The organism is Streptomyces sp. NPDC088766 (assembly GCF_044750845.1).
GTDB lineage: Bacteria > Actinomycetota > Actinomycetes > Streptomycetales > Streptomycetaceae > Streptomyces.
On record NZ_JBIVKQ010000038.1, the window covers coordinates 1 to 26201 of the forward strand.

Here is a 26201-nt window from a genome sequence, read left to right on the forward strand (position 1 = left end):
AGTGGCGTCGTCTGCCCGAAGGGCAGGCCCGGCGGCGTCCGGTGCGTGCGATCGCAAGGCGGAGGGTCGCCCCGATACTGGTTGTACCGGGGTGATTCCGACAACGCGGCTGGGGGTGCCCCCTCCGGGGGAGTGCGTGCCAGGCGTCGCCGGGCTGGGGGCACCCCCTCCGGGGGAGGGACTTTCGAAACACGCCCTGGGACCGGCACCGGCGGAAGGGGACTCCACCCGCAGCGGCGGGGTCCCCTCCCTGTCCCACCCGCCCCCCGGCGCCCGCACCGGCCCCGTTCCCGTAGGACTGCCTCGCGCGCTCACCGCTCACATCCCCGGCTCCCGAACCCTCTCCCTTCGCCGCCGACCACCCGCTCGCCCGCAGCTCCCCTCCGCCTCCACCCCCTGCATCCCCGAAGGGCCCCGTGCCCCGAAGGGCCCTCACCCGCGTGGCCCCCGAGAAGGGGCCCTTGTGGGCGGGGGACCGCCAGGATGCGGCCATGGGTATACGCATGCTTCACCGCCGGAAGGCCTCCGCACGCGTTCACGCCACGGCCACCGCCGGGAAAAGGCGAGTCGGCCCCGACGCGACGCCCTCGGGGCGACCGTTTCCCGCCCTCGCGCCCGGCGCCGGGACGCCCCGCGTCCCCGGGACCCCTCTCAAGGCGCTGCGCGAGGCGGCCGTACGCCTGCGGCGCCGGGGCCTCGCCCTGCTCGTCCGCCCGGACGGCGCCTGGCGTCCCGGGACCGGGACGGTCCGCGGCTACCTGGCCCTCGGCCTCGCCGCCCTGCGCCGGCTCCCCGGGCCGCGCGCGGGCCGCCGTATCCCGGTCTTCGTCGTGAGTGCGGCACCCGGCGCCGACCGTTGCGGCGGGCGCTGATCCAGGCCGGCGAGTGTTCACCGCCGCTCACCCGACGCCCACCTCGTCCCTCTCCCGCTCCCGCGAAGGCCGCCCCGGTCCGCGCCGCGACCGCACCCCCGCGGCGTACAGCACGACCCCCAGCAGCAGCCCGGCCCCCGCCCCGAAGCACAGGGTCGGGATCAGCTCGTAGGGCTTGCTGTCCGGTCCCCACCGGTCCCACCAGCGCAGCGCCCGGCGGGCCGCCGCGGTCAGGGCGCAGCCGCCGATCACGGCCGCCGCCCACCAGCGGTCGCGCGCCGACAGCACCGGCACCCCGAGCGGCTCGGCCGCAGGGGTCCGGCGCAGCGCGCGCATGACGAACGCGGCGATCACGGCCGCCGCGACCGCCGAACCGCCGTACTGGAGATACCAGTACAACGGTGAGCCCGCGACCGTCTCGCCGAGGACCGGGAACACCCGCATGCCCCACCGGTCGAGGTGGGTGAAGGCGTCCCAGACGACGTGCGTCAGCGCGCCGAGGACCGCGGACACGTACCACCACGCCACCGTCGACGGCCTGACACGCGCGCGTGGCGCCCCGCAGCGCGTCAGGACGGCGGTACGGCCCTGGCGTGCCCGTGGCAGCAGCGCCACGAGCGGCTCGCGCACCAGCAGCCACAACCCCACCAGCGCCCAGGCCGTCAGCACGTCGACGGTGAGGACACCGGGGAAGGAATGCGTGACGTCCCCGAACTCCATCGCCCCGGACCGGACACTGGCCGCGTAGTAGGTCATGTCGGGAGCGAACGACCCCGCGACGAGGACGGCGGGCACCAGGCGCCCGCGGCCGGTCCCGTCGGCGCGCACGGCGGGCAGCACGGCCGCCGCATGACTCAGCGTGAACGGCAACCAGGCTCCCCGGCAAGGATGTTGCCGGGCCCACCGGCCCGGACGTCGACGACCCGACCAGTATGCGGGACGCCTCCGGCGCCCCACGGCACATGGCCGGGCGGTGAACACCGGGTTCGAACGGGTGCCGGTCGCAAAGAAGTTGTCGTAGGGTCGCCTGGGCCGCCGCCGTGCGAATGGCGGTCGGACAACCGAACAGATCAGCGCAAACCGCCCGTGACCGCAACCTTCGCGGCCGACGGGTCGTCCCCCGAGGGACGAGTGAGGCAAGGCGTCCCACGGGACGGGCGAGACGGACGAGGACGGGCGCTCGAGTGTCCACGGGAGGGGTTCACTTCATGTCGGCGCATTTCGGCAGCAGGCTGCGCAAGGGCGCGGTCAACACCACCGTGGCCGCGTTGGCGGTCGCGGCTCTGGCCGCCTCCCAGGCACCCGACGTCACGGCCGGCGGTGCGGGCGGACGGACCGCCGCGAACACCCCGTCCGCCGACGGCGGCCCGGCCACCGGGACCGACGAGAGCGCCACCGGCAACTCGCCGTACTACACGGACCTGCCGCCGCTGAAGAGCCCCGCCCCGGCGCCCGGCCAGAGCACCGGCACCACCCCGGTCGGCACCGGGGAGGCGGAGGCCGGCATCCCCGCGACCGTCCTGGACGCCTACAAGAAGGCCGCGTCGGCCCTCGCCGAGTCCAAGCCCGGCTGCAACATGCCCTGGGAACTCCTCGCCGCCATCGGCAAGGTGGAGTCCGGCCACGCCCGCGGCGGCAGCGTCGACGCCGACGGCACCACCCGCTCGGCCATCCTCGGCCCGGTCCTCGACGGCAACGGCTTCGCCAATATCAGCGACACCGACAACGGCGCCTTCGACCGCGACACCACGCACGACCGCGCCGTCGGCCCCATGCAGTTCATCCCCTCCACCTGGGAGTGGGCCGGCCGCGACGGCAACGGCGACGGCCGCAAGGACCCCAACAACGTCTACGACGCCGCGCTCGCCGCCGGTCACTACCTGTGCCGCTACAGCTGGGACATGTCCACCGACGCCGGCCTGCGCAGCGCGATCCTGAGCTACAACAACTCGACGGACTACTACAACACCGTCGTGTCGTGGCTGGAGTACTACCGCAAGGGCACGCACGAGGTTCCGGACGGCACCGGCACCCTGCCGGACAACCGCAGCGACGCGAACAGCGGCGGCGGCACGACCACCTCGCCGTCCCCGTCCCCCACGCCGCCCAGGACGACCCCGCCCCCCACCGAGCCCCCTGCGGCCACGCCCCCCGCCACCGAGCCCCCGGCGACCACGCCGCCGGCCACCACGCCCCCCGCGCCGACGACACCGACCGACACGGTGCACCACCTGGAGGACGCGGGCACGGCGCGGCTCACCGCCATGGCGGGCGACGCGTTCGGCGACCGGATCAGCACCCGCACCGAGACCAAGGCCGGTACGGCCGTCGCCAAGGTCCGGGTCCGCTTCACGATCGTCGGCGACACCGACACCACCTTCGCGGGGGGCGAGAGCGTCGCCACGGTCATCACCGACAGCCGGGGCATCGCCACGGCGCCCGCCCTCCAGGCGGGGGAGGAGACCGGCACCTTCACGGTCCGCGCCGTCGTCGTGGGCCGCACGGTCGCGGCCATGAGCTACTCGGCCACGGTCACCGCGCGGGCCGCCGACACCCTGGCCCGCACCGGCTCGACCGCCCTGACCTGCGTCGCGGGCGGCGAGTTCGCCGACCGGGTCGAGGTGAAGGCCACCTACAAGGGCGCCCCGGCGGACAAGGTCGCGGCCACCGCCACGCTCGTGAAGGCGGCCGACGACCCGACCGCGAACGACAAGGGCCCCTACTTCAAGGACGCGGCCGGCAACCCCGTCCGCACCCTGACGGACCTCCGCACGGACGCGAACGGCCTGCTGACGCTCCCCAAGCTGTACGCGGACGACACCGCCGGCACCTACCTGCTGCGCGTCACCACCGAGGGCGGCGCCACCCTCACGGTCGAACTGACCGTCACGGCGGCACCGTCGTCCACGCCGGCCCCGTCGGACACCCCCTCGGAAACCCCTTCGGGCACCCCCTCCGAGAGCACCTCCCCGAGCCCCTCCGGGTCGACGACGGCCGGCTGAGGGCCCCCGCACCAGCGGCGGCGCCCCGCACCACGCGAGCGGGGCGCCGCCGGTGGTGCGCGACCCGTGCTCACCCCGCCCGCCCGCTGCCACGGTGCCCGGCCTGGCGAACCGTCGGCTCCGGTGCGCCCGGCGCCGCCCGCCGGTGCACCGCCGTCCGCAGATTCCGGGTCGCACCCGTCCGCGGCGCACCTGTCCGCGGCGCACCTGTCCGCGGCGAGGAGATCCAGCGGGAGGAACCGCCCGGCGGCCCCCTCCTCGGCGGCCGCGACTAGGTGACGGCGTTCGCCGGCCACGTGAAGACGCGCGAGGACCACATCGAGCACACCCGGCCCGGTCGCCGCCGACCGCACCCTGGTCCCGCTGACGACGTCCTGCCTGCCCGGGGGCTTCCCCGGGGGCCTCCTCGTCCTCGGCGTCCCGCTGCTCGTCCTGTCGCCGTACCCCGAGGCCCGCGGCCGGCGCCCCGCCGACCCGGAGCCGGTCCCCGTGGCCGGTCCCGAACCGGTCACCGCCCGAGCCGCGCGTTGGTGTGCCGGGTGGGCTCGGCACCGGCCGGGTCCTCCGGCCACGGATGCTTGGGATACCGGCCCCGCAGCTCCGCCCGCACGCCCCGGTATCCGTCCTTCCAGAAGGAGGCGAGGTCGGCGGTCACGGCCGCGGGCCGCCCGGCGGGGGAGAGCAGGTGCACCAGCAGCGGCACCCCCGCCACCCGCGGTGTCTCCTGGAGCCCGAACATCTCCTGGAGCTTCACCGCCAGCACCGGCTGTCCGGGGTCGGCGTAGTCGATCCGGATTCCCGACCCGCTCGGCACCGTGATCCGCTCCGGCGCCAGCTCGTCCAGCCGTGCCGCCTCCCCGGACGCCCAGGGCAGCAGCCGCGCGAGCGCCGCCCCGGCATCGATCCGCGCCAGATCACCCCGGCGCCGGGCCCGGCTCAGTTCGGGCTCCAGCCACTCGTCCACACGCGCGTGCAGCGCCGTGTCGGAGACGTCCGGCCACGGCTCCCCGAGATGCGTCCTGAGGAACGCCAGGCGCTGCCGCAGCCCCCGCGCCTGAGGCGACCACCGCAGCAGCCCCCACCCCTCCTGCCGCAGTCCTTCGAGCAGCACCTCCCGTACGAGCCCGGCGGCGGCCTCCCGCAGCGGCCGCGCCACCAGCTCCACGGCCCCGAGCCGCTCCACCCGCCGGGCCACGACGTCCCCCTCCGCCCAGTGGACCTCCTCGCGTACGTCGAGCAGGGCGCCCGCCGCGAACCGGGCGACCTCCTCGTCGACGACCGCCGCGAGCTGCACCCGTGCGTGCCCCTTGCCGACGGGCCGGTCGGCGACGGCGACCGCGATCCACGGCGCGCCGCGCAGCCCCGACCCGTCGCGGACCTCGGCCCGCGTCCCGGACACCATCAGGTACGAGCCGCCGTCCGCCCTGGCGACCCGCTCGGGAAAGGCGAGCGCGGCCACGACACCGACGCGGCCGTCCTCGCCGGCCGGCACCGACGGCCCCCCGGCGGCGCTCGCCGTCGCCACGGGCCCTCCCGCCGGGCCGGCCGGCTCCGTCGCCACGCGCCCCTGCGCCGGGCCGGCGAACCCCGTCGCCACGGCCCGCAGCCGCCGTACCTCCGCCCGCCAGCGCCCCGCGTACGCGTCACCCCCGCGCCGGGCCGCGCGCAGCGCACCCGCGAGATCGTCGCCGTACTCCCGCGGAGCCTCCTCGCTCAGCAGGGCGACCACCTCCGCGGCCCGCTCCGCCCCCACCAGTGCGGCCCCGTCGAGCAGCGCCCGCCCCAGCCGCGGGTGCAGCCCCGCCCGCGTCAGCCGTACCCCGCGCTCCGTGGCACGGCCCGCCGCGTCCACCGCCCCGACCGCCCGCAGCAGCCGGCCCGCCGCCGCCATCGCCCCAGCCGGCGGCGGATCCAGCAGCGCGAGCCCGGACGCCCCGGGATCACCCCAGCAGGCCGCCTGGAGCGCGAACGCCGTCAGATCGGCCACCTTGATCTCCGGTGCCGGGAAGCGCGGCAGACGGGCGTTCTCCGCCTCCGCCCAGCAGCGGTACACGACGCCCGGCGCCTCACGCCCGGCCCGCCCGGCCCGCTGCCGTCCCGCCGCGACGGACGCCCGCACCGTCGCCAGCGCGCTCAGCCCGCGCGCGTGGTCCACCCGCGGCTCGCGCGCCAGGCCCGAGTCCACCACCACCCGCACACCCGGCACCGTCAGCGACGACTCGGCGACGGACGTGGCCAGCACGACCCGGCGACGCTCCCCGGGAGCCAGCACCGCGTCCTGCACCGCCGCGGGCGCCCGCCCGTGCACCTGGAGCACGTCCACCCCGCCCAGGTCCGCGAGCCGTCCCGCGACCCGCGCGATCTCGCCGACCCCGGGCAGGAAACACAGCACGTCCCCCGGCCGCTCCGCCAGTGCCCGCCGCACCACCGACGCCACGTGCGCGAGCAGCGCGGGGTCCACCGACATGCCGTGCGGCGGCCGTACCGGCCGGGCCGGAGGCGCCCACACCACCTCGACGCCGTACGACGATCCGTGGGCCTCGACCACCGGCGCGCCCCCCAGCAGCCGGGACCAGCCCTCCGTGTCGGTCGTCGCCGACGCGGCGACCAGCCCCAGCTCGGGGCGGAGCGTCTCGCGCACGTCCCACAGGAAGGCGGCCGCCGTGTCCGCGTCCAGATGCCGCTCGTGGCACTCGTCCAGCACCACCACGTCGACCCCGGTCAGCTCCTGGTCGCGCTGCAGGCGCTGGAGCAGCACACCGGTGGTGACGACCTCCACGCGCGTGTGCCGCCCGACGACGCGCTCGCCGCGCACGGTGTACCCGACGCTCCCGCCGGTCCGCTCGCCGAGCAGCCACGCCATCCGGCGGGCCGCCGCGCGCGCCGCGATCCGCCGCGGCTCCGCCACCACCACCCGCCGGACCGGCCCCCCGCCCACCAGCCCGGCCAGCGCGAGCGGCACCAGCGTCGTCTTCCCGGTGCCGGGCGGCGCCGCCAGCACGGCGGTCCCCCGCCCGGCCAGGGCGTCGTGCAGGGCGGGCAGGGCGGCCCGCACGGGCAGCGCGTCCAGGGCGTCGTCACGGATCACGCCACCCAGTGTCGTACGCCCGGGGGAAGCGCCCCCGCACGCACGCACGCGCGTGCGGGCCGGCGCGAGGCATGCGGGCCAGGGCCTCCCGTTCGGATCATGCCGGGCTTGCGGGCCCTGGCACCGTTCGCCCGCTCTCGGCTTCGCCCGAGCGGGAGGTGCCTCCACCGCCGCGTTGTCGTCGGTTGCCGAGGCTCGGCCACGGCGCCCTCCTCCGCCCTGCGGTGCCCCCCACTGCCCGAAAGGCGTGGGAGGTGTCCCCGGCACCGGACCCCGCTCCCTGATCCGGCCTGATCCGGACGAAAGACCCTAGTCCCGCTCGCAGACGAAGATCGCCGTGCCCGGGATCAGACCGCCGCGCAGCGGGGACCAGCCGCCCCACTCCGCCGTGTTCCAGGCCGGCCACTCCGGCTCGACCAGGTCCACCAGCCGGAAGCCCCCCGCCACGACGTCACGGACCCGGTCGCCGATCGTCCGGTGGTGCTCGACGTACACCGCCCGGCCCTCGTCGTCCTGCTCGACGTAGGGCGTGCGGTCGAAGTACGACGAGGCGACGGACAGGCCCTCGGGGCCCGGCTCGTCGGGGAAGGCCCAGCGGATCGGATGGGTCACCGAGAAGACGAAGCGCCCGCCCGGCCGCAGCACCCGGCGCACCTCCTTCAGGACCAGCACCGGGTCGGCGACGAAGGGCAGCGCCCCGTACGCGGAGCAGGCCAGGTCGAAGGAGCCGTCCGCGAACGGCAGGACGGCCGCGTCGGCGCACACCAGCGGGAACGCCGCGCCGATCCGCAGTGCGTGCTGGAGCTGGCGGTGGGAGACGTCCAGGGCGACCGGACGGGCCCCCTGGGCGGCCAGCCAGCGCGCGCACTGGGCCGCGCCGGCGCCGATCTCCAGGACCGCCTTCCCCTTCAGGTCCTCCGGCGGGCCGAGCAGCTCGGCCTCCACCTCGTCCAGGCCCTCGGGACCCCACACGAAGCGGTCGTCGCCGAGGAACGTGCCGTGCTCGATCTGGTACTCGTCCGCGTTGCGGTCCCACCAGCCGCGATTGGCACGCGCGCTCTCCGCGACACCGGCCTCGCGGCGGGTGGCTTCCGGCTCGAACGCCGGCTCGGACGATACGGGCTCTTGGATGATCGGCTCCCTCGTCGTACTCTTCCGTCCAACCCGACTCGGGATGCGCCCCCGCGGTGTCACCGGGAGGGCTTCCTGCGGCCTGCGTGGCCTCGGAAGAGAGGTCGTGTGCCGGGATTGCGGCGATCCGCCCCGGGTGTGCGCCTTCGCGCATTGACCCTGCCCGGCTGCCCCCGTATGCTACAAGTTGCGCTGCGGGCCTGCGCACCTCAGACGTAGCAGGTCGTGCTCGCATCTGTATGTATGTCCCCTCGGTTGTCGAGGCGCCATAACCGTTTCGGTGGGCGCTTCCTTGGCTGTCCGGCCTTCTGCAGAGCGAAACGGGCTCCCGGCGTAAGCAGTACCTACGACTCTCTGTCCGTACCGGAGCCCTTTCCCACATGACGAGCAGCACCGAGACCACCGCCACCACCCCGCAGGTTGCGGTCAACGACATCGGTAACGAGGAAGCCTTCCTCGCCGCGATCGACGAGACGATCAAGTACTTCAACGACGGCGACATCGTCGACGGCGTCATCGTGAAGGTCGACCGGGACGAGGTCCTGCTCGACATCGGTTACAAGACCGAAGGTGTCATCCCGAGCCGCGAGCTCTCGATCAAGCACGACGTCGACCCGAACGACGTGGTCGCCGTCGGCGACGAGATCGAGGCCCTCGTCCTCCAGAAGGAGGACAAGGAAGGCCGCCTGATCCTCTCGAAGAAGCGCGCCCAGTACGAGCGCGCCTGGGGCACCATCGAGAAGATCAAGGAAGAGGACGGCATCGTCACCGGTACCGTCATCGAGGTCGTCAAGGGTGGTCTCATCCTCGACATCGGCCTCCGTGGCTTCCTGCCGGCTTCCCTCGTCGAGATGCGCCGTGTCCGCGACCTCCAGCCCTACGTGGGCAAGGAGCTCGAGGCCAAGATCATCGAGCTGGACAAGAACCGCAACAACGTGGTCCTGTCCCGCCGTGCCTGGCTGGAGCAGACCCAGTCCGAGGTTCGCCAGACGTTCCTCACCACCCTTCAGAAGGGTCAGGTCCGCTCCGGCGTCGTGTCCTCGATCGTCAACTTCGGTGCCTTCGTGGACCTGGGTGGCGTCGACGGTCTCGTGCACGTCTCCGAGCTCTCCTGGAAGCACATCGACCACCCCTCCGAGGTTGTCGAGGTCGGCCAGGAAGTCACCGTCGAGGTCCTCGACGTGGACATGGACCGCGAGCGTGTCTCCCTGTCGCTGAAGGCGACCCAGGAAGACCCGTGGCAGCAGTTCGCCCGCACCCACCAGATCGGCCAGGTCGTGCCCGGCAAGGTCACGAAGCTGGTTCCGTTCGGTGCGTTCGTCCGCGTGGACGAGGGCATCGAGGGTCTGGTCCACATCTCCGAGCTGGCCGAGCGCCACGTGGAGATCCCGGAGCAGGTCGTCCAGGTCAACGACGAGATCTTCGTCAAGGTCATCGACATCGACCTCGAGCGTCGCCGCATCAGCCTCTCGCTGAAGCAGGCCAACGAGGCCTTCGGCTCGGACCCGGCCTCGGTCGAGTTCGACCCGACGCTCTACGGCATGGCCGCGTCGTACGACGACCAGGGCAACTACATCTACCCCGAGGGCTTCGACCCCGAGACCAACGACTGGCTCGAGGGCTACGAGACCCAGCGCGAGGCGTGGGAGCACCAGTACGCCGAGGCGCAGACCCGCTTCGAGCAGCACCAGCAGCAGGTCATCAAGTCCCGCGAGGCCGACGCCGCGGCTGCCGCCGAGGGTGGCGAGGCCGCCGCTCCGGCCGCGTCCGGTGGCGGTGGCGGTTCGTACTCCTCCGAGGGTGCGGACACCTCCGGTGCCCTCGCTTCGGACGAGGCGCTCGCCGCGCTCCGCGAGAAGCTGGCCGGTGGGCAGAGCTGACGCCCGCTGAGCAGTAGCTCATGACCGAGGGCCCGCACCTTTCGAGGTGCGGGCCCTCGGTGCTGTTCCCGGGCGGCGGCCGGTGCGCCCTCCCGGCGAGGCACCCGCGAGGAAACGTACGGGACACCCGAGGAGCCGACGGGCCGTAACCCGGCGGTGCGACGCTCTTCCCGGGCATCGGACGGTGCCGCCGGCGGACGGTCGTGCCGGTCGCCGCCGCGAGGCCCGCGTCCCCACCCGTCCACCCCGTACGCCGTGCCGTGCCGTGACCGCCCGCCACGCGCGCGTGCCCGCTTCCCCGGCCCGACCGGCCCGACCTGCCCGGCCTGCCCGATCGGCCCGCGCGGGCCGCACGACGCCGACCGATCAAGGGCGTGGGCCGGGAATGCCCCTGCTCTCCGGGGCGTTGTGCAGTACGAACACGAGGAGGAGCGGTCCAAGTGCTTGATCCGCAGGGTTTGTACGCATGGGAGCCGAAGGGGCTGGCCGTCGTCGACATGGCGCTCGCCCAGGAGTCGGCCGGACTTGTCATGCTCTACCACTTCGACGGATACATCGACGCGGGTGAGACCGGCGACCAGATCGTCGACCGGCTTCTCGACTCGCTGCCCCACCAGGTCGTCGCCCGCTTCGACCACGACCGACTGGTGGACTACCGCGCCCGCCGCCCGCTGCTGACCTTCCAGCGCGACCGGTGGACGGACTACGAGGAACCCGGCATCGAGGTCAGGCTCGTCCAGGACGCCACCGGAGCGCCCTTCCTGCTGCTGTCCGGCCCCGAGCCGGACGTCGAGTGGGAGCGCTTCGCCGCGGCCGTGAAGCAGATCGTGGAGCGCCTCGGCGTCCGCCTGTCGGTGAACTTCCACGGCATCCCCATGGGCGTGCCGCACACCCGCCCGGTGGGCCTCACCCCGCACGGCAACCGCACCGACCTCGTCCCCGGCCAGCGCAGCCCCTTCGAAGAGGCCCAGGTCCCGGGCAGCGCCGAGGCCCTCGTCGAGTACCGCCTCATGGAGGCCGGACACGACATCCTGGGCGTCGCCGCGCACGTCCCGCACTACATCGCGCGCTCCGCCTACCCGGACGCCGCCCTGACCGTCCTGGAAGCCATCACCTCCGCCACCGGACTCGTCCTGCCGAGCATCGCGCACGCCCTTCGCACCGACGCGCACCGCACGCAGACCGAGATCGACCGCCAGATCCAGGAGGGCGACGAGGAGCTGACGGCCCTCGTCCAGGGCCTGGAGCACCAGTACGACGCCGCCGCGGGCGCCGAGACCCGCGGCAACATGCTCGCCGAGCCGGTCGACATCCCGTCCGCCGACGAGATCGGGCGGGAGTTCGAGAAGTTCCTGGCCGAGCGGGAGGGCGAGGGCTGAGAGCCCTCCCGGGGTCTGCCGCGCGCCCCGCCGGCGGCAGGCCCTAAGCTTCCCGTCATGCTGAAGGTGGGCCTGACCGGCGGGATCGGCGCCGGCAAGAGCGAGGTGTCCCGGCTGCTCGTCGAGTGCGGCGCCGTACTGATCGACGCGGACCGCATCGCGCGCGAGGTCGTCGCGCCGGGAACGCCCGGCCTCGCGAAGGTCGTCGAGACCTTCGGCGAGGGCGTCCTCGCCGCGGACGGCGCCCTCGACCGGCCCAGGCTCGGCTCGCTCGTCTTCGCCGACCCCGACAAGCTCGCCGCGCTCAACGCGATCGTGCACCCGCTGGTCGGCGCCCGGTCCCGCGACCTGGAGACCGCCGCCCCCCAGGACGCCGTCGTCGTCCACGACGTCCCCCTCCTCACCGAGAACGGGCTCGCCCCCCTCTACGACGTGGTCGTGGTCGTCGACGCCGACCCCGCCACCCAGCTCGACCGGCTCGTGCGGCTGCGCGGAATGACCGAGGACGACGCCCGCGCGCGGATGGCGGCGCAGGCGACCCGCGAGCAGCGGCGGGGGATCGCCGACATCGTCATCGACAACGACGTACCCCTGCCCGACCTGGAGCGACGCGTCAAGGACGTGTGGGCCGACCTGGTCCGCCGGGCGCGGACGGCGGAGCGGGACGGCGAAGGGCCCCGCGAGCGGTCCGGTGAGCGGCCCGAGGAATAGCGGCCCGCGCCGCGCGCGTTGAACGCCATGAGTGAGGGAAGGAATTTTCCGTGCCCGAAACCAGCGGTTCGACCGGACGTACTCCGGAGACGCACGTCATCGACTTCCGTGCCGCCGAGCAACTGCTCGCCGCACGGGATCCGCGGGGCGCGGTGAAACTGCTCGACGGTGTCATCGCCGCGTACCCCGAGAACACCGCCGCCCGGCTGCTGCGCGCGCGAGCCTTCTTCGCCGCCGCACAACTGCGACCCGCCGAACTGGAGTTCACGATCGTCCTGGAGCGCGAGCCGGACAACGCGTTCGCCCACTTCGCGCTCGCCCGCACCTACGAGCGGCAGGGCCGTGCCGACCAGGCGAAGAGGCACTTCCGCCTGGCCGCCGCACTGGACCCGAACCCGCAGTACCTGAAAGCGGCACGGTTCGAGTCCTAGTGTCCTGCCGCCCCCTTCCCCCTGCCCCGCGGGCGGACGCCGGGAAGGGGCCGACAGGGCCTGGCGGCGGCCGGCTCCCGGGAGGCCGCCGCCTCAGGGACGACGTTGCTCCGGCGGACGGTACGGCGGGATGTCCGGGCCCGGCTGGAAGTGGGATCCCTCGCGCAGATGCTTGGTGATCACCGACATGTCGACGATGATCACGAGCCACAGCACCCCGCAGGCGACCGCCCACCCGGGACGTCCCACGAGCGCGAACGCGACTGTCCCGAAGATCGCCCAGAGCAGCCCCCACGCACTCAGCCACAGCCGCATCCTCAGTGCACTGCGCGCTGTCACCGGCTCACTGCCCGTACGCATCGGATCATCGCTCCTTCCTGCAACGTACTCCCCGGGCCGGACGTTCTCCAGGGAGACCGGAGACCGGAGACCGGAGACCGAGAGCCGGTGCCGGGGGTCGGTCGTGGGGGCCTGAGGAGGCACGTCCACCGTCGGCCGGGCCTTCGTCGAAAAGACTTCCTTCACTCGAACGAATGAACCTGAGGAGTGGTGGAACGGCCCTGCGGAAACGGGTCGTTGGGAGGGCATGAGGCGTGAAATGCGAGAGGGGCACGAGGGGACGGGCCCCGGTGCCATCACCCCGGACGGCTGCGCGGTCGAGCTGTACAGCCGCCTCCCGGTGGGCGAGGAACCCGACGTCGTCACCGCCGCCGTAGCCGCGGGCGCGCGCATCCTGGAGCTGGGCTGCGGCGTCGGCCGCATGACCCACCCGCTCCTGAAGCGCGGGTTCACGATCACGGCGGTGGACGAGTCCGCCGAGATGCTCGACCGCGTCCGAGGGGCTCGCACCGTGTGCGGCCCCATCGAGGACCTGGACCTGCGCGAGACCTTCGACGTGGTGATGCTCGCGTCGTTCCTCGTCCACGCCGGGGACGAGGAGGTCCGGCGCGGCATGCTGCGCACCTGCGCACGGCACGTGACACAGGACGGGTGCGTGCTGATCCAGCGGGAGGGCGAGAGCTACCACACCGACCTGCCCAGGGAACGGGTCCATCCGAGCGGCTTCACCTTACGGATCCTGTCGTCGGAACCCGTCGGCGACGGCGTCAACTCGGTGCGCGCGGAGTACGTGTTCCCGGACGCGACATGGACCCAGACGTTCCGTGCCCGGCCCCTGAGCGAGGAAGAGTTCGAGGAGGCACTGGCCGAGGCGGGACTGAGGGTGGACCGGTACCTGACGGAGGACCGGGTCTGGGTGCGGGCGGTGAGGCGATGAAGTCCGGCCCAGAGCGTCCGGCGCAGAGCGATGAGTTCACGCCGGGGGAACGGTCTGTCCCTCCGACAGCACCACGGACCGCTTTCCCCAGGAGAAGACCTCCATGCCCGAGACCACGGAACCGCTCCCCTCCGCCGCTTCCACCCCCTCCGCCCCGTTCGAGTCGACGACCGCCGGGCGCAGGCGCGCCCGCATCGCACTGCGCGGGCTGGAGGTGCTGCTCGCTCTCTTCTACGGGATCGCCAGCGCACTGCCGAAGCTGATCGCCCATCCGTCGGCGGCCGAGGGCTTCGACAAGCTGGGCTGGGGCGACACCGGCATGTACGCCATCGGTGTCCTCGAACTGGCCGGCGCGATCGCCCTGCTGGTCCCGGCGCTCCGGTCGGTGGCCGCGGTCTGCCTGGGAGCGCTCATGGTGGGCGCGTTCATCGTGACGATCGTGGCCATGGACGGGCAGAACGCGGCGACACCCCTCATCCTGCTCGTCCCGCTGGCCCTGATCGCCTGGGCCCGACGCGACTCCGTGCAGGACCTGCTGCGGCTGGTGCGGCGCACGCGGTGACCGGACCGGGCCGTCCGGTCCGGTGGCCCCGGCGCCCCCGCCCTACCGTGGACCCATGGACCCCGACGAACCGCTGGACCCCGCCTCCCTCCCCGCCCTGGACCGGCGGGTCACTGGGTGCCGGGCCTGCCCCAGGCTCGTCGAGTGGCGGGAGGAGGTGGCTCGCACGAAGCGGGCTGCCTTCGCCGACCGGACCTACTGGGGGCGGCCGGTGCCGGGGTTCGGTCCGGCCGACGCGCGGTTGCTGATCGTGGGGCTGGCTCCGGCCGCACACGGAGGGAACCGTACGGGTCGGATGTTCACGGGCGACCGTTCCGGGGACGTGCTGTACCAGGCGCTGTACGACGTGGGGCTCGCCTCGCAGCCGGCCTCCGTGTCCGCCGACGACGGCCTCGCCCTGCACGGCGTGCGGATCACCTCCCCGGTGCACTGCGCGCCGCCCGCCAACAAGCCGACCCCGCGGGAGCGGGACACCTGCCGGCCGTGGCTCGTCCAGGAACTGCGGCTGCTGCGGCCGACGCTGCGGGCGGCCGTCGTGCTGGGGGCATTCGGCTGGCAGGCCGCGCTGCCCGCGTTCGCCGAGGCGGGATGGGCTGTTCCCCGGCCCCGGCCGGCCTTCGCGCACGGGGCCCGGGTACCGCTCGACGGCCTGGACCTCTTCGGCTGCTTCCACGTCAGCCAGCGCAACACCTTCACCGGGCGCCTCACTCCGGAGATGCTGCGGGAGGTACTGCACACGGCGGCGACGGCGGCGGGACTGAGCTGACCGGCCCGGTGCCGTCGGCCTGCTCCTGCCGACTTGCCACTGCCGGTCAGGCCCGATCGGCCTGCCGCCGCCGCCGCTGCCGGGCCGGGCCGGGCCGGGCCGGCAGGTCCAGCTCTGTCGGCCCGAACCTGCCTGCCGCTGCCGGTGGTCGGACCCGGTGGGTCTGCCCCTGCCGGTCTGCCCCTGCCAGGTCCTGCTGGCCTTGCCGCCCTGTCCGATCCTGCCGCCCTGCCGGACTGTGCCCGACCCTGCCGGGCCATGCCGCTCCTGCCGCCCTGCTGGACCGTGCCCCGTCCTGCCGATGCGGGTCGGGCGGGCGGGCCGCAGCTGTCGGCGCCCCCCGATGTCCTCGGGCCGCGGGCGGCGCCGGCCGCACGGAGGCCGGCTGTCCCGCTCGCGGCGGTCGGCCGTGCCCGGACGGCGGACGCCGAAGCGCTCGTCCTGCGCTGCGCCTCGGACGGCCCTCGCCCCTACCGGCGATCGCCCGCGCCGCCGATAACCGCTGGACGGCCGCGGGCCGCGGACGCCAGCCTTGCTCCCATGCGCACCAAAAACCTGGGCCGTTTCACGGCGGCGGACTTCTAGCGGGCCGCGCCGGAAGTCCCGGCAGGCCCGCGGAGGTCCGCCATGTCCCGCACCGTCCACCACATCCGCCTCCGGCACCGCAACCACCACCCGGCCCCTGGATCGGTCGGCTGGGCCGGGCTGCGCTCCGGGCACCGCCTCGTCCAACTCCGCATCACCTTTGAGGAGTCGGCCCGCGCGCGGCGCGAGGGCCGCCGCCCGCGTCCCGTTCCCGTCCACCGGGCCTTCACCGCCCACACCTGGCCGCGTTCCCTGAACGCGGGAGTCGACGGCCCGTACGAGTCGCGGGCCCGAGCCGCGCTGGCCGTCTTCCGCACGACCGCCCGCAACCGTCTGCGAGCCGCCCCGCCCGGCGCTCTCCTCGACGCCGCCGACGATCTGGACCACCCGCCGACCCGCCACCGCCACCGGAACATCTGGGACTTCTGATGGACGCCACCTTCCTCCGCGCCACCACCGACCGCCTGGCCGCACTCCCCGGGGTCCGCGCCGTCGCCCTCGGCGGCTCCCGTGCCGAGGGCACCCACCGCCCCGACAGCGACTGGGACCTCGCCGTCTACTACCGGGGCACCTTCGACCCGGCCGACCTGCGCGCCGTCGGCTGGGAGGGCGAGGTGTCGGAGATCGGCGGCTGGGGCGGCGGCGTCTTCAACGGCGGCGCCTGGCTCACCGTCGACGGGCGGCGCGTCGACGTCCACTACCGCGACCTGGACGCCGTCGCCCACGAACTGGCGGAGGCGGAACAGGGCCGGTTCCGGGTGGAACCCCTGCTGTTCCACCTGGCGGGCATCCCGAGCTATCTGGTCGTCGCCGAGCTGGCGATCAACCAGGTGCTGCACGGAGAGCTGCCGCGCCCGGCCGCGTACCCCGACAGGCTCCGCCGGATGGCGCGCGACCGCTGGTACGGCACCGCGAGCGCCACTCTCGCCTACGCGGCCGCCCACCATGCGGCGCAGGGCCGGCGCACGGAGGCCGCGGGTGCCCTGGCCGTCGCCGCCACGCAGGCCGGCCACGCGGTGCTCGCCGCGCGCGGGGAGTGGGTGACGAACGAGAAGCGGCTGCTGGAGCGGGCCGGGCTGAGAGACGTCGACGCGCTTGTCGCGCGGATCGCCCACGGCAGCGTCCCGGAGGCGCTCGAACGGGCCCGCACGCTGTTCGGGGAGACGGTGGCGGCGGCCGGGGCCACGCGCACGTGAGGAGTCGCGTCCGGCGAGGAGCCGGTCCCCGGCAGACGCACGAGCGGTTGCGTTCATGAAGAACCCGGGGTCCGGCCCAGGTGTCACCTTCCCGAAACGCAGCCGTCCCACCTTCTCCTCGATCGACGCGTACCGTGGAGACACAGCCCAGAGCACCAGCCCCGGCCACCGTCGCCCGAAGGCACACCCCGCCCTCGCCCGAACGGAGCCCTGTGTCCCCGCGTTCCGCCGTTGCCGTTCGCACACTCACCGCCCTGCCGCCCTGGCTCGCGCACGCCCTGCGCGCCCAGCGCGGGCCCGTCCCGTGGAATGCGGTCGTACGCGGCGCGCTCGCCGCCGGGCCGTTGCTGCTCACCGCCGTCCTCGCCGGGCACACCTCCCTCGGTGTCGTCGCCGCCATCGCCGCCATGCTCGCCGGGATCAACGACCGCCCCGGCAGCCGGCGCGCCGCCGTCCGGCGGCTCGGGGCGCCCGCGCTCGCCGGAGCGGCCGGGCTCCTCGTCGGGACGTATGCCGGCGACCACGCCGGCCCGGTCGTGCTGACGTTCCTCCTCACCGGCCTGGGTCTCCTGGCCGGCGGTGTGAGCGCCGTCGGACCCGTCGCCTCCGGGGGCGGCACCCAACTCCTCGTCGCCGCGGCGATCGGCGCCGGGATGCCGCTGCCCGACAGCGGCGGGGCACGGGCCCTCGCCTTCCTCGCCGGCGCGGGATGGCTGATCGTGCTGCGGCTCGCCCTGCCCACGCCGGGCGCGTTGGCCGGAGACTTCCGCTTCGACGGGGAGCGGGCGGCCGTGGCCGGTGTGTACGAGGCCGTCGCCGCTCTCCTCGACGCCGCCGGCACCGGGCAGGCCACCGCCCGCCGTGCCGCCCTCACCGCCGCTCTCGACCACGCCCAGGACGCCCTCGCCGGGCCCCGGCTGCGCCGCTACGCCAGTTCCGCGGCCGAACGCCGGCTGCACGCCCAGTACGCCGCCGCCCTGCCGCTCGCCGAGGCCGCCACCGCCCTCGCCTGGGCCGGCGCCCCCCTCACCGGCCGGGCCGCCGAGGGACCCCGGCGGCTCGCCGCCGCCGTACGGGAGAGCGCGGCCACCGGACCGTTGCCCGCGCCCGTCCGGTCCGGGCCCGCGCTGCGGGCTCTCGACGACGCCCTGCTCCGGGCCGCCGACGCCTTCGACCAGGGCGTCGGATCGGACCTGCACACGCGTCGGCGCGGCGCCCGGGACCTGCTGCGGACCGCGTTCGGGGCCGGCGGGCGGGAGTACGGGCTGCGGGTCGCCCTCTGCTTCGGCGCCAGTGCCGCCATCGCCCAGGCGCTGCACCACTCGCACTGGTACGGGCAGCACACGCACTGGTACTGGCTGCCCGCCACCGCCGTCTTCCTCGTCAAGCCCGACCTCGGGCCGCTGGTCTCCCGCGTACTGTGCCGAGCCGCCGGGACGGTTCTGGGGGCGCTGCTCTTCGCCGGGTTCGCCGCCGTGCTGCCGCGTCCGGAAGGGCTGATCGCCCTGGTCGCCGTGTGCGGGGCGCTGATACCCGTCGCCACGCGCCACTTCGCCGCCCAGACCGCCGTCGTCACCGTCCTCGTCCTGTCGCTCGTCATGGTCGGTGGGGAACCCCAGGCCTCCGTCGGGCGCATCGGTGAGACGCTGCTGGCCTGCGCGCTCGTACTCGTCGTCGGACACCTGCCGATGCCGGGGGAGCGCGGCGGGCACGTGCGCGCCCGGCTCGCGTCCGCCGCGGGCGCCGCGCACGCCTACCTCGTTCATGTACTGGACGGCCTGGACGGCCTGGACGGCCTGGACGGCTCCGACGACCGCGCCACCCGCTGGACCCTGCGCCGCGAGGCCTACCGGGCGCTCGCCGAGGCCCGCGCCGCCATCGCCCTCTCGGCCGCCGAGCTGCCCGCGCTCGCCCGGCACACCGAGGGCACCGACGAGGTCGCCGCCCTCCTCGAACGCCTCGTCGACACGACCACCGCCGCCGCCGTCCACCTCGACGACACCGGACGGCTCGACCGCCGCCACAGCGACCGGCTCACCGAACTCCTCGCAGAACTGGCCGCACACCAGGAACGGGTGGGGCTGCCGGCCCGCGTCACGAACCTGGCCGCCGCGGTGTGACCGCGGTTCCGGACGGGCTGTCGTGGCCCGGCGCGGCGGTCCGGGACACGGGGCCGCCCCGCGGCTCGACCCCGCGGCGGCCCGGAGCGCGCACGGAGAAGTGATGGGCGACGCCACGACGCGTACGAGTTCTGACGCGCAGGGTAGCCGACGTGTTCAGAAGGTGACCTGTTCCTCACACTCCGCGTTGAACTTGTGTCAACTGCGTCTCAGTAACGTCACTGACCGAGGCGTTCCCTCTCCGAAGAGCGTTAACTCCTACAGGTACAACGCTTATCGGAGGTGTGCGAGATGGTGAACGGGCGAACAGTGCTCGAACGCTTTCCCGCGGGCGGGCCGCGCGGATCGTGGCCCGCGGAGGAGTTCGCGCAGGCGCGGCGCATGGAGGGCCTGGCCGCCGAGGTTGTCATGGACCTCGCGACCGACACGTTCCTGGTGGTCGTGCGGGGCGGCGAGGCCACCGACTGACGCCGCGGTCAGCCCGCTTTCGCGGCGGGCACCGGGCCCGTCGGCGGGCCGGTGAACGGCCCCGCCCGCAGCGCGTACAGCTCCACGTACCTCCCGCCCCCGGCCGGCGGCTCGTCCGGGGTACCGGTCTCCACGAGCCCGCCCCGGCCCAGGACGCGCACCAGGTCCGGATGCCGGACCGACGCCGGCCGGTGCGTGATCGGTACGACCGTCCGGCCGCCGTCGGCCGGCACGCGGATCTTCTCGAAGACCTCCGGCTCGGCCCGTGGGCCGATCAGGGCCGCGCGCCGGGCACCCGGACGCGCGTCACGCGCTGATCGGCCGCGACCAGGTGGGTGGTGTGTCCGTGAGGCGGCACAGCGTCAGATAGAGGGGGATGGGCGGGGTGTACGGCAGCGTGCCGTCCGGCCGGTGGATGAGGCCGGGGGCCTGCCGGGAGTCCGGTACGACCGCGCCCGTGGCGTACCGCGCGGGGGCGGGCCACTCCAGGGCGTAGTCGGAGTCCGAAGGGACCAGCCACCACCAGTGCGCCTCGTCGGCGTACACGCAGCCCACACGCGGGAGGCGGGGCATGACCAGCGGGCCCAGCCGGGCCGGGACGGCTACGGCGTCGCAGCCCAGCGGGGCCGTCATCCCCTCGGGAACCGCGATCCGGTGCGGGGCCCGCGGGATGTCGCCGCCGGGGCCACGCCCCAGGCGGACGAGCGTGTCCAGGTTGAGCACCCCGATCCGGCCGGGGACCGCGCTCACGCCGTGTCCCGGCCGCGCGGAGGGAGGCCCGCAGAACCCGCGCCGGGGTGCGGGCGCCGGGCGGGCGCCCCGCCCGGCGTGTCGAGCGCGTGGTCGGTGCGGTCGGCCGGCCTGGGCGGCTCGCCGGTCCCCGGGCCGCGGTGCCACTGCGGCGCGATGCGGGGCGGAGGACCGTCGGACGGGTGCGGGAGCCTGCCGAGAGGACCGCCCGACCAGGGGGCGGCCCGGCCGTCGGTGGCGGGGGTGTGATGGGGCCGGTGCGTGTGTCCGAGGGCGCGGCCTTCCGCCGGGTGCGTCCTGTGCGCCTGTTCGGCGGACTCGGGGTCACCGTGCACATCGTGTCCGTGCCGGACGTCGCCGTGCACCAGGGGTCCGTGCCGGACGTCTGCGTGCCGGGCGTCTCCGTACCGGAGGTCGCCGTGCCGCGCGTCTGCGTGCCGCGTGTCCGCGTGCCGCGCGTCTGCGTGCCGCGTGTCCGCGTGCCGCGCGTCGCCGTGATCACTGTGCTCGGTGGGGGCCTCGCCCTCGTCGTCCGAGCCGCCTGCCGGGTCCGGCTTCGGGCGGGCGCCCCAGCCGAGGTCGGCGCGCGGCGCGGGGACCGGGTCGGTGTCGGAGACGTCGCAGGCGTCATGGGCGGCGAGGTCGTCACGCCGCTCGGCGGAGTGCTCGGGGCAGCCGGAGTGCTCGCGGCGCGCGGCGTTCCCGGAATGCCCGGTGTGCTCGGGGGAAACGGGTTCTGCGGACTCCTCGGGGGCGGCCCCTCGGGGCAGGTCCGCCCAGACCAGCAGTCCGGGACCGTGTTCCTGGGCGCCCCAGGAGCGACAGAGGGCGTCGACGAGGAACAGGCCCCGCCCGTGTTCCTCCTCGGGACGCTGCGGCGAGGGATGCGGCTCGCCCGGCGCGCAGCCCTCGTCGCGCACGGCTATGCGCACGAGGTCGTCACCGTCGTACAACTCGCAGACGACCACCCCGCTCGCGGTGTGCACGATGGCGTTGGTGACCAGCTCGGATATGACCAGGGCGGCCGTGTCGCAGGTGTCCTCGCACACCGACCAGCCCGTCAGCCGGGCCCGCACCAGTCGTCTGGCCTGCGCCGGGGAACCCGGATGCGCGGCCAGTTCGAATCGGAACCGGCGTTCGGCAGCGGCCTGGTCGAGGCCCGCTTCCTTCCCCACTCTCGTATGCGCTCGACCGGGGGAACCCGCATCGGCACCGAGACCCTGGGGGTGGCCTGCGGCGGCGTCTGTTCCTAAGGGCGCGGACGGAATCACGCTTGCCACTATCGCCCCGCCGTGAACACTTGGCAAGTGTCACTCTGAAAAATGCAGAGTGCTGTGTGACGCGGTGAAGGGCCGTGGCACACTGCTCGCAACAGCATGTCGAGCGGCGCCAGTTGGGATCACGGAGATCCGTACTTATTCGTATGTGTCTTCGAATGAGGTCTTCACGTGGCGCCGCAGGGCTGTTGGGAAGTTTTCGACCGCCCGGCCGGGCCAGGTGAGCCGTCGGCCGGGCTCTTCGTGGAGGTGGAGCGTGAGCGAACCGCGGTCCGCGCCGACGGTGGGGCAGGTCGTCCTCGGCCGGCGCCTGCTGGACCTGCGGGAACGCGCAGGACTCAAGCGCGAGGAGGCCGCCCGCATCCTCCGCGTCGCACCCGCCACCGTCCGCCGTATGGAGATGGCGGAGGTCTCCCTCAAGATCCCCTACCTCCAGTTGCTGCTGAAGGCGTACGGCGTCACCGACGCGGAGGCCGAGGGCTTCGTCCAGCTCGCCGAGGAGGCCAACAGGCCCGGCTGGTGGCAGCGTTTCCACGACGTGCTGCCCGGCTGGTTCTCGATGCACGTCAGCCTCGAGGGCGCGGCCGCCCTGATCCGCCAGTACGAACCGCACTTCGTCCCCGGCCTGCTGCAGACCGAGGACTACGCGCGCGGAGTGCTGAAGTCCGGAGCCATCGGCCAGACCCGGCCGGAGGACATCGAGCGCCACGTCGACCTGCGCATGCAACGCCAGGGACTGCTCACCCGTGAGGACGCGCCCCGGCTGTGGGTGATCATGGACGAGACCGTGCTGCGCCGCCCGGTGGGCGGCCCGGAGGTGATGCGCGCGCAGATCGACAAACTGCTCGACGCCACGAAGCTGCCCAACGTGACGCTGCAGATCGCCCCGTTCTCCTCGGGGCCGCATCCCGGCACGTACGGGCCCTTCGTGCTGTTCCGATTCGCCATGCCCGAACTTCCGGACATGGTCTACAGCGAGTACCTGACCGGCGCCGTCTACCTGGACGCGCGCACCGAGGTGGCGACCCACCTCGAGGTCATGGACCGCATGGCGGCACAGGCCGCTACGGCACATCGCACGAAGGAGATCCTCCGGGATCTCCGCAAGGAGCTGTGAATGGAACGCATCAAGTCCCCCACCAGGCCGCGTGGCCGCGCTCAGCGGATCTACAACGGCATGCCCGCGAGGGAACTGGGCAGCGAGGGCTGGCACAAGCCGTGGAGCGGCGGCAACGGAGGCAACTGTCTCGAGGCCATGAAGCTCGCCGACGGCCGGATCGCCGTCCGCCAGTCCACCGACCCCGACGGTCCGGCGCTGATCTACACCTCCGACGAGATGACGGCCTTCATCCAGGGGGCGAAGGCGGGAGAGGCGGACTTCCTGCTGTCCTGAACCGACCCGACCGTTCCTTCTTCCTGCGCACCCTTTGTTCAACTTCCTTATCTTGGTACTGACTTGATCATTATTCGTGTCACATGCTTATGGAGTTCCTCATGACCGGGCAGGACCCCACCGGCGCCGTCGAGATCGACACCAGCAAGCCGCACCCCGCGCGGATGTACGACTGGTACCTCGGCGGCAAGGACAACTACCCCGTGGACGAGGAGATGGGCCGGCAGATGCTGGCGCTCGATCCCCGCGTCCCGGTGATGGCCCGGGTCAACCGGGCGTTCATGCACCGTGCCACGCGCTGGCTCGCGGGCCACGGCGTCCGGCAGTTCCTGGACATCGGCACGGGCATCCCGACCGAGCCGAACCTCCACCAGGTCGCCCAGCAGGTCGCGCCCGACGCCGCCGTCGTCTACTGCGACAACGACCCGATCGTCCTGGCCCACGCGGCCGCCCTGCTGCGCAGCACCCCCGAGGGCGTCACCGAGTACCTCCAGGCGGACGTCCGGGACCCGGCCACCATCATCGAAGGCGCCCGGAAGATCCTGGACTTCGAGCGGCCCGTGGCGCTGTCGCTCATCGCCCTGCTGCACTTCGTCTCCGACGAGGACGGGGCCCACGAGCTGGTCGACCGGCTGCTCGCCGAAGTCCCCTCGGGCAGCTACCTGATGATGACCCACGCCACCGCCGACTTCACCCCGGAGGAGTCAGCGGCGGCCACGGCGAAGCTGAAGGCGGCCGGCGTCACGCTGGCACTGCGCTCGCGCGACGAGTTCGGCCGCTTCTTCGACGGACTGGAACTGGTCGAACCCGGTGTCGCGGTGGTGCCCGAGTGGCACCCCGAACTCGGCGAGCCGGTGCCGGGCCAGGACGACGGCGTCATTCCCGGCTACGGCGCGGTGGCGCGCAAGCCGTAGGCGTCCGGTACGCCGGGGCGTCGTGACGGAATTCCGTGGGGCGGCGGTCGGCGTCCGGGTCTGGCCACGTCGGGCGGCGTCGGCGTCCGGGTCTGGCCACGCAGGGCGGCGTCGGCGTCCGGGTCCGACCACGCAGGGCGGCGTCGACGTCCGGGGCCAGGTCCTCGAGACGAAGTCCGTCGCCCGTCCGCCGGTGCCGAGTCTCCGGCGGCGGGACTCCGCCCCTCCCCCCGGCCCCGGGGAGGAGGCGGCGTCCGGCACCTCCTCGGAGGCAGGACGCGGGAGCCGGGGTATGAGAGCCGGTGTATGAGAGCCGGTGTACGAGAGGGCGGCCTGGGGAGCGGAGGCTCAGGGCAGCACACCGAGCAGTGCGTCCAGCGCCGCCCCGTAGGCGTGCTCGGAGGGCGTGGCGTATCCCACGACCAGTCCGTCGTGCGCCGCCATGTCCGTCTCCGGGTGCCGGAAGTCGGCCAGGCCGTCCAGCACGACGCCCCGCCGGGCGGCCGCCTCGACCGTGGCCCGCTCGGTGCCCGGCGGCAGCCGCAGCACCGCGTGCAGTCCGGCCGCGACCCCGGTGACGCCGACCCGCGGCGCGTGCTCGGCGAGCGCCGCCACCAGACGGTCCCGGCGGCCCCGGTACCGCTGTCGCATACGCCGCACCTGGCGGTCGTAGGCCCCGGAGACGATGAGGTCGGCCAGGCCCAGCTGGTCCGGCACGCTCGCCCATGCCTCCCGGTCGCCCTTGGCCGCGAGGACGTCGCCGACGTACCGCTCCGGCAGCACCATCCAGCCCAGCCGCAGGGCCGGTGACAGGCTCTTGCTGACCGAGCCGAGGTGGATCACGCGCTCGGGGTCCAGGCCCTGGAGCGCGCCGACGGGCTTGCGGTCGTAGCGGAACTCGCCGTCGTAGTCGTCCTCCAGCACCACGGTGCCCCGCGCGCGTGCCCAGTCGATCACGGCGGCCCGGCGGCTCGCGTGCAGCGGACCGCCGGTCGGGAACTGGTGGGCGGGCGTGAGCAGCACACCCCGCTCGCGCCCCAGCAGGTCGACGCGCGCCCCGTCCTCGTCGAGCGGGAGCGGCACCGTCCGCACGCCCGCCGCGGCCAGCAACTCCCGGTGGAACCGCAGCCCGTACGCCTCCACCGCCAGCGGGCCGCGCAGTGCCCCGTCCCCGCCCTGACCGAACAGCAGCCGCAGCGCGTGCGCGAAGCCGGAGCAGATCACGATGCGGTCGGGCTCGGTGCGCACGCCACGTGCGCGTGCCAGGTACTCCGTGAGCGCCTCGCGCAACTCGCGGCGCCCGGCGGGGTCACCGGGCCCGAACACCTCGTTGGGCGCCCGCTGGAGCGCCCGCCGGTAGGACGCCAGCCAGGCCGCACGCGGGAACGCCGACGCGTCCGGGGTGCCCTGGCGCAGGTCGTGCCGCGGACCACGCGCGCGTGGAGGTGCCTCGACAGGCCTTCGCACGGCGTGTCGCAAGGGCTCCGTGCGGTCGGCGACCCGCGTACCGGATCCCTGCCTGGCCGTCAGCCAGCCCTCCGCCACCAGTTCGGCGTAGGCGTCGGCCACCGTGTTGCGTGCGACCCCGAGATCGGCGGCGAGGGAACGGTAGGGCGGCAGCCGGGTGCCCGGAGCGAGCCGTCCGCCGCGCACGGCCTCGCGCAGCGCCCGGATCAGCGCGGCCCGCCGTCCGCCCGGACCGGACAGCTCCAGATGCAGGTCGGCACCGATCCGCTCAGCCGAATTGACCCACGATTCCTCCATGGAAATGCACCCTACAGAGGGTCTTTCCGACTCATAGATTGATCTGCATGACGACGACCACGACGACCACGACGACCACGGCGAACGCGATGAGCACGGCGGACGCAACGAGTGGGGCGGAAGCGACGAATGGGGCGGAAGTGACGAGTGCGAGCCGACTGGACTTCGCCAAGTCCGCCCGCAAGACGTTCCGCGCACTCGTCGGCTTCGACGCCGCCGCCCGCGAGGGACTCGATCCCGCCCTCGTCGAACTGATCCAGATCCGTGCCTCCCACCTCAACCACTGCGCGTACTGCCTGCACATGCACACGAACGACGCCCGCAAGGCCGGCGAGAGCGAGGACCGGCTGCACCTGGTCGCCGTCTGGCGCGAGGCCCGGCACTTCTACACCGAGAAGGAGCAGGCCGCCCTGGCCCTGACCGAAGCGGTCACCCTGGTGGCCGACAAAGGCGTCCCGGACGACGTCTACGCACAGGCCGCGGCCTGGTTCGACGATGCGGAACTCGCCCGGGTGCTGGCACTCATCTGCACGATCAACACCTGGAACCGGGTCGCCCTGGCCACCGCCAAGGCGGCGGGCACCGACGAGCGCTGAAGCGACCGCCCGCGGGCCGGCGGCACCGCACGGTCACCGG

General features: G+C 74.1%; 23 protein-coding genes and 2 pseudogenes. 17 read left to right on the top strand and 8 right to left on the bottom strand.

The window, feature by feature from the left end; translation table 11 throughout:
* Nucleotides 1-491 precede the first annotated feature (491 nt).
* Nucleotides 492-872, top strand: a complete 381-nt coding sequence (locus ACIP5W_RS33630; protein ID WP_401481513.1) for a hypothetical protein — start codon at nt 492-494, stop codon at nt 870-872.
* A gap of 27 nt (nt 873-899) precedes the next feature.
* On the opposite strand, the gene ACIP5W_RS33635 is transcribed toward ACIP5W_RS33630, so the two are convergent.
* Nucleotides 900-1742 carry a DUF4184 family protein gene (locus tag ACIP5W_RS33635; RefSeq protein ID WP_401481515.1) on the bottom strand — a complete coding sequence of 281 codons (843 nt, stop codon included), beginning with the start codon at nt 1740-1742 and terminating at the stop codon, nt 900-902.
* Between the two features lie 338 nt (nt 1743-2080).
* Here ACIP5W_RS33635 and ACIP5W_RS33640 point away from each other — a divergent pair, with 338 nt between their 5' ends.
* A complete protein-coding gene (locus ACIP5W_RS33640; RefSeq protein ID WP_401481517.1) occupies nt 2081-3874 on the top strand; it encodes a lytic murein transglycosylase in 1794 nt (597 codons plus the stop codon).
* 508 nt (nt 3875-4382) lie between these two features.
* Here ACIP5W_RS33640 and hrpB read toward each other — a convergent pair.
* Entirely contained in the window at nt 4383-6962 is a 2580-nt protein-coding gene (gene hrpB, locus ACIP5W_RS33645; RefSeq protein ID WP_401481519.1) for an ATP-dependent helicase HrpB, read from the bottom strand.
* A 309-nt stretch (nt 6963-7271) separates the two neighbouring features.
* The gene (locus ACIP5W_RS33650) at nt 7272-8156 is read right to left on the bottom strand and encodes a class I SAM-dependent methyltransferase (RefSeq protein ID WP_401481521.1); all 885 of its coding nucleotides are present in this window, start codon (nt 8154-8156) and stop codon (nt 7272-7274) included.
* A gap of 317 nt (nt 8157-8473) precedes the next feature.
* Here ACIP5W_RS33650 and rpsA point away from each other — a divergent pair, with 317 nt between their 5' ends.
* The 4 genes from rpsA (at nt 8474) to ACIP5W_RS33670 (ending at nt 12494) form a co-directional block, all read left to right on the top strand.
* On the top strand, nt 8474-9973 hold the full coding sequence (rpsA, locus tag ACIP5W_RS33655; protein WP_401481523.1) for a 30S ribosomal protein S1: 1500 nt from the start codon (nt 8474-8476) through the stop codon (nt 9971-9973).
* Between the two features lie 440 nt (nt 9974-10413).
* Complete coding sequence (locus tag ACIP5W_RS33660) at nt 10414-11352, top strand: PAC2 family protein (protein WP_366062343.1); 939 nt, start codon at nt 10414-10416, stop codon at nt 11350-11352.
* Nucleotides 11353-11409: 57 nt separating this feature from the next.
* Entirely contained in the window at nt 11410-12063 is a 654-nt protein-coding gene (gene coaE, locus ACIP5W_RS33665) for a dephospho-CoA kinase (RefSeq protein WP_401481525.1), read from the top strand.
* Nucleotides 12064-12113: 50 nt separating this feature from the next.
* Nucleotides 12114-12494, top strand: a complete 381-nt coding sequence (locus ACIP5W_RS33670; protein WP_363087312.1) for a tetratricopeptide repeat protein — start codon at nt 12114-12116, stop codon at nt 12492-12494.
* A 93-nt stretch (nt 12495-12587) separates the two neighbouring features.
* On the opposite strand, the gene ACIP5W_RS33675 is transcribed toward ACIP5W_RS33670, so the two are convergent.
* Nucleotides 12588-12854, bottom strand: a complete 267-nt coding sequence (locus ACIP5W_RS33675; protein WP_401481528.1) for a DUF6343 family protein — start codon at nt 12852-12854, stop codon at nt 12588-12590.
* A 238-nt stretch (nt 12855-13092) separates the two neighbouring features.
* Between ACIP5W_RS33675 and ACIP5W_RS33680 the strand changes: the two genes are divergently transcribed.
* From ACIP5W_RS33680 to ACIP5W_RS33710, 7 genes are all read left to right on the top strand, one after another.
* Nucleotides 13093-13770: a class I SAM-dependent methyltransferase gene (locus ACIP5W_RS33680; RefSeq protein ID WP_401481530.1), complete on the top strand. Its 678-nt coding sequence runs from the start codon at nt 13093-13095 to the stop codon at nt 13768-13770.
* Nucleotides 13771-13873: 103 nt separating this feature from the next.
* A complete protein-coding gene (locus ACIP5W_RS33685; protein ID WP_401481532.1) occupies nt 13874-14332 on the top strand; it encodes a DoxX family protein in 459 nt (152 codons plus the stop codon).
* Between the two features lie 55 nt (nt 14333-14387).
* The gene (locus tag ACIP5W_RS33690; RefSeq protein WP_401481534.1) at nt 14388-15098 is read left to right on the top strand and encodes a uracil-DNA glycosylase; all 711 of its coding nucleotides are present in this window, start codon (nt 14388-14390) and stop codon (nt 15096-15098) included.
* A gap of 627 nt (nt 15099-15725) precedes the next feature.
* On the top strand, nt 15726-16112 hold the full coding sequence (locus ACIP5W_RS33695) for a hypothetical protein (protein ID WP_401481536.1): 387 nt from the start codon (nt 15726-15728) through the stop codon (nt 16110-16112).
* Nucleotides 16112-16879 carry a nucleotidyltransferase family protein gene (locus ACIP5W_RS33700; protein ID WP_401481538.1) on the top strand — a complete coding sequence of 256 codons (768 nt, stop codon included), beginning with the start codon at nt 16112-16114 and terminating at the stop codon, nt 16877-16879. Before ACIP5W_RS33695 ends, ACIP5W_RS33700 begins: the two co-directional genes overlap by 1 nt.
* A 212-nt stretch (nt 16880-17091) precedes the next feature.
* Complete coding sequence (locus ACIP5W_RS33705) at nt 17092-18999, top strand: FUSC family protein (protein ID WP_401481540.1); 1908 nt, start codon at nt 17092-17094, stop codon at nt 18997-18999.
* 291 nt (nt 19000-19290) lie between these two features.
* Nucleotides 19291-19467 carry a hypothetical protein gene (locus ACIP5W_RS33710; protein ID WP_392246092.1) on the top strand — a complete coding sequence of 59 codons (177 nt, stop codon included), beginning with the start codon at nt 19291-19293 and terminating at the stop codon, nt 19465-19467.
* 8 nt (nt 19468-19475) lie between these two features.
* Here ACIP5W_RS33710 and ACIP5W_RS33715 read toward each other — a convergent pair.
* The 3 genes and pseudogenes from ACIP5W_RS33715 to ACIP5W_RS33725 form a co-directional block, all read right to left on the bottom strand.
* Nucleotides 19476-19748, bottom strand: a pseudogene (locus ACIP5W_RS33715) (ABC transporter ATP-binding protein); the annotation flags it as partial.
* Between the two features lie 25 nt (nt 19749-19773).
* Nucleotides 19774-20217 (bottom strand): hypothetical protein, encoded by a 444-nt coding sequence (locus tag ACIP5W_RS33720; protein ID WP_401481542.1) that lies wholly within the window; start codon nt 20215-20217, stop codon nt 19774-19776.
* Nucleotides 20218-20933: 716 nt separating this feature from the next.
* Nucleotides 20934-21497: pseudogene (locus ACIP5W_RS33725) on the bottom strand (ATP-binding protein); the annotation flags it as partial.
* Between the two features lie 253 nt (nt 21498-21750).
* Here ACIP5W_RS33725 and ACIP5W_RS33730 point away from each other — a divergent pair.
* The 3 genes from ACIP5W_RS33730 (at nt 21751) to ACIP5W_RS33740 (ending at nt 23801) form a co-directional block, all read left to right on the top strand.
* Nucleotides 21751-22611: a helix-turn-helix transcriptional regulator gene (locus tag ACIP5W_RS33730; RefSeq protein ID WP_401481544.1), complete on the top strand. Its 861-nt coding sequence runs from the start codon at nt 21751-21753 to the stop codon at nt 22609-22611.
* A complete protein-coding gene (locus ACIP5W_RS33735) occupies nt 22612-22887 on the top strand; it encodes a DUF397 domain-containing protein (protein ID WP_363087323.1) in 276 nt (91 codons plus the stop codon). It begins immediately after the preceding gene.
* A 101-nt stretch (nt 22888-22988) separates the two neighbouring features.
* Nucleotides 22989-23801: an SAM-dependent methyltransferase gene (locus ACIP5W_RS33740; protein ID WP_401481546.1), complete on the top strand. Its 813-nt coding sequence runs from the start codon at nt 22989-22991 to the stop codon at nt 23799-23801.
* A gap of 348 nt (nt 23802-24149) precedes the next feature.
* Here the strand turns inward: ACIP5W_RS33740 and ACIP5W_RS33745 are convergent, their stop codons facing one another.
* Nucleotides 24150-25565 (bottom strand): PLP-dependent aminotransferase family protein, encoded by a 1416-nt coding sequence (locus ACIP5W_RS33745; RefSeq protein ID WP_401481548.1) that lies wholly within the window; start codon nt 25563-25565, stop codon nt 24150-24152.
* An 89-nt stretch (nt 25566-25654) separates the two neighbouring features.
* Here ACIP5W_RS33745 and ACIP5W_RS33750 point away from each other — a divergent pair, with 89 nt between their 5' ends.
* Nucleotides 25655-26161 (top strand): carboxymuconolactone decarboxylase family protein, encoded by a 507-nt coding sequence (locus ACIP5W_RS33750; RefSeq protein ID WP_401481608.1) that lies wholly within the window; start codon nt 25655-25657, stop codon nt 26159-26161.
* Nucleotides 26162-26201: the final 40 nt, after the last annotated feature.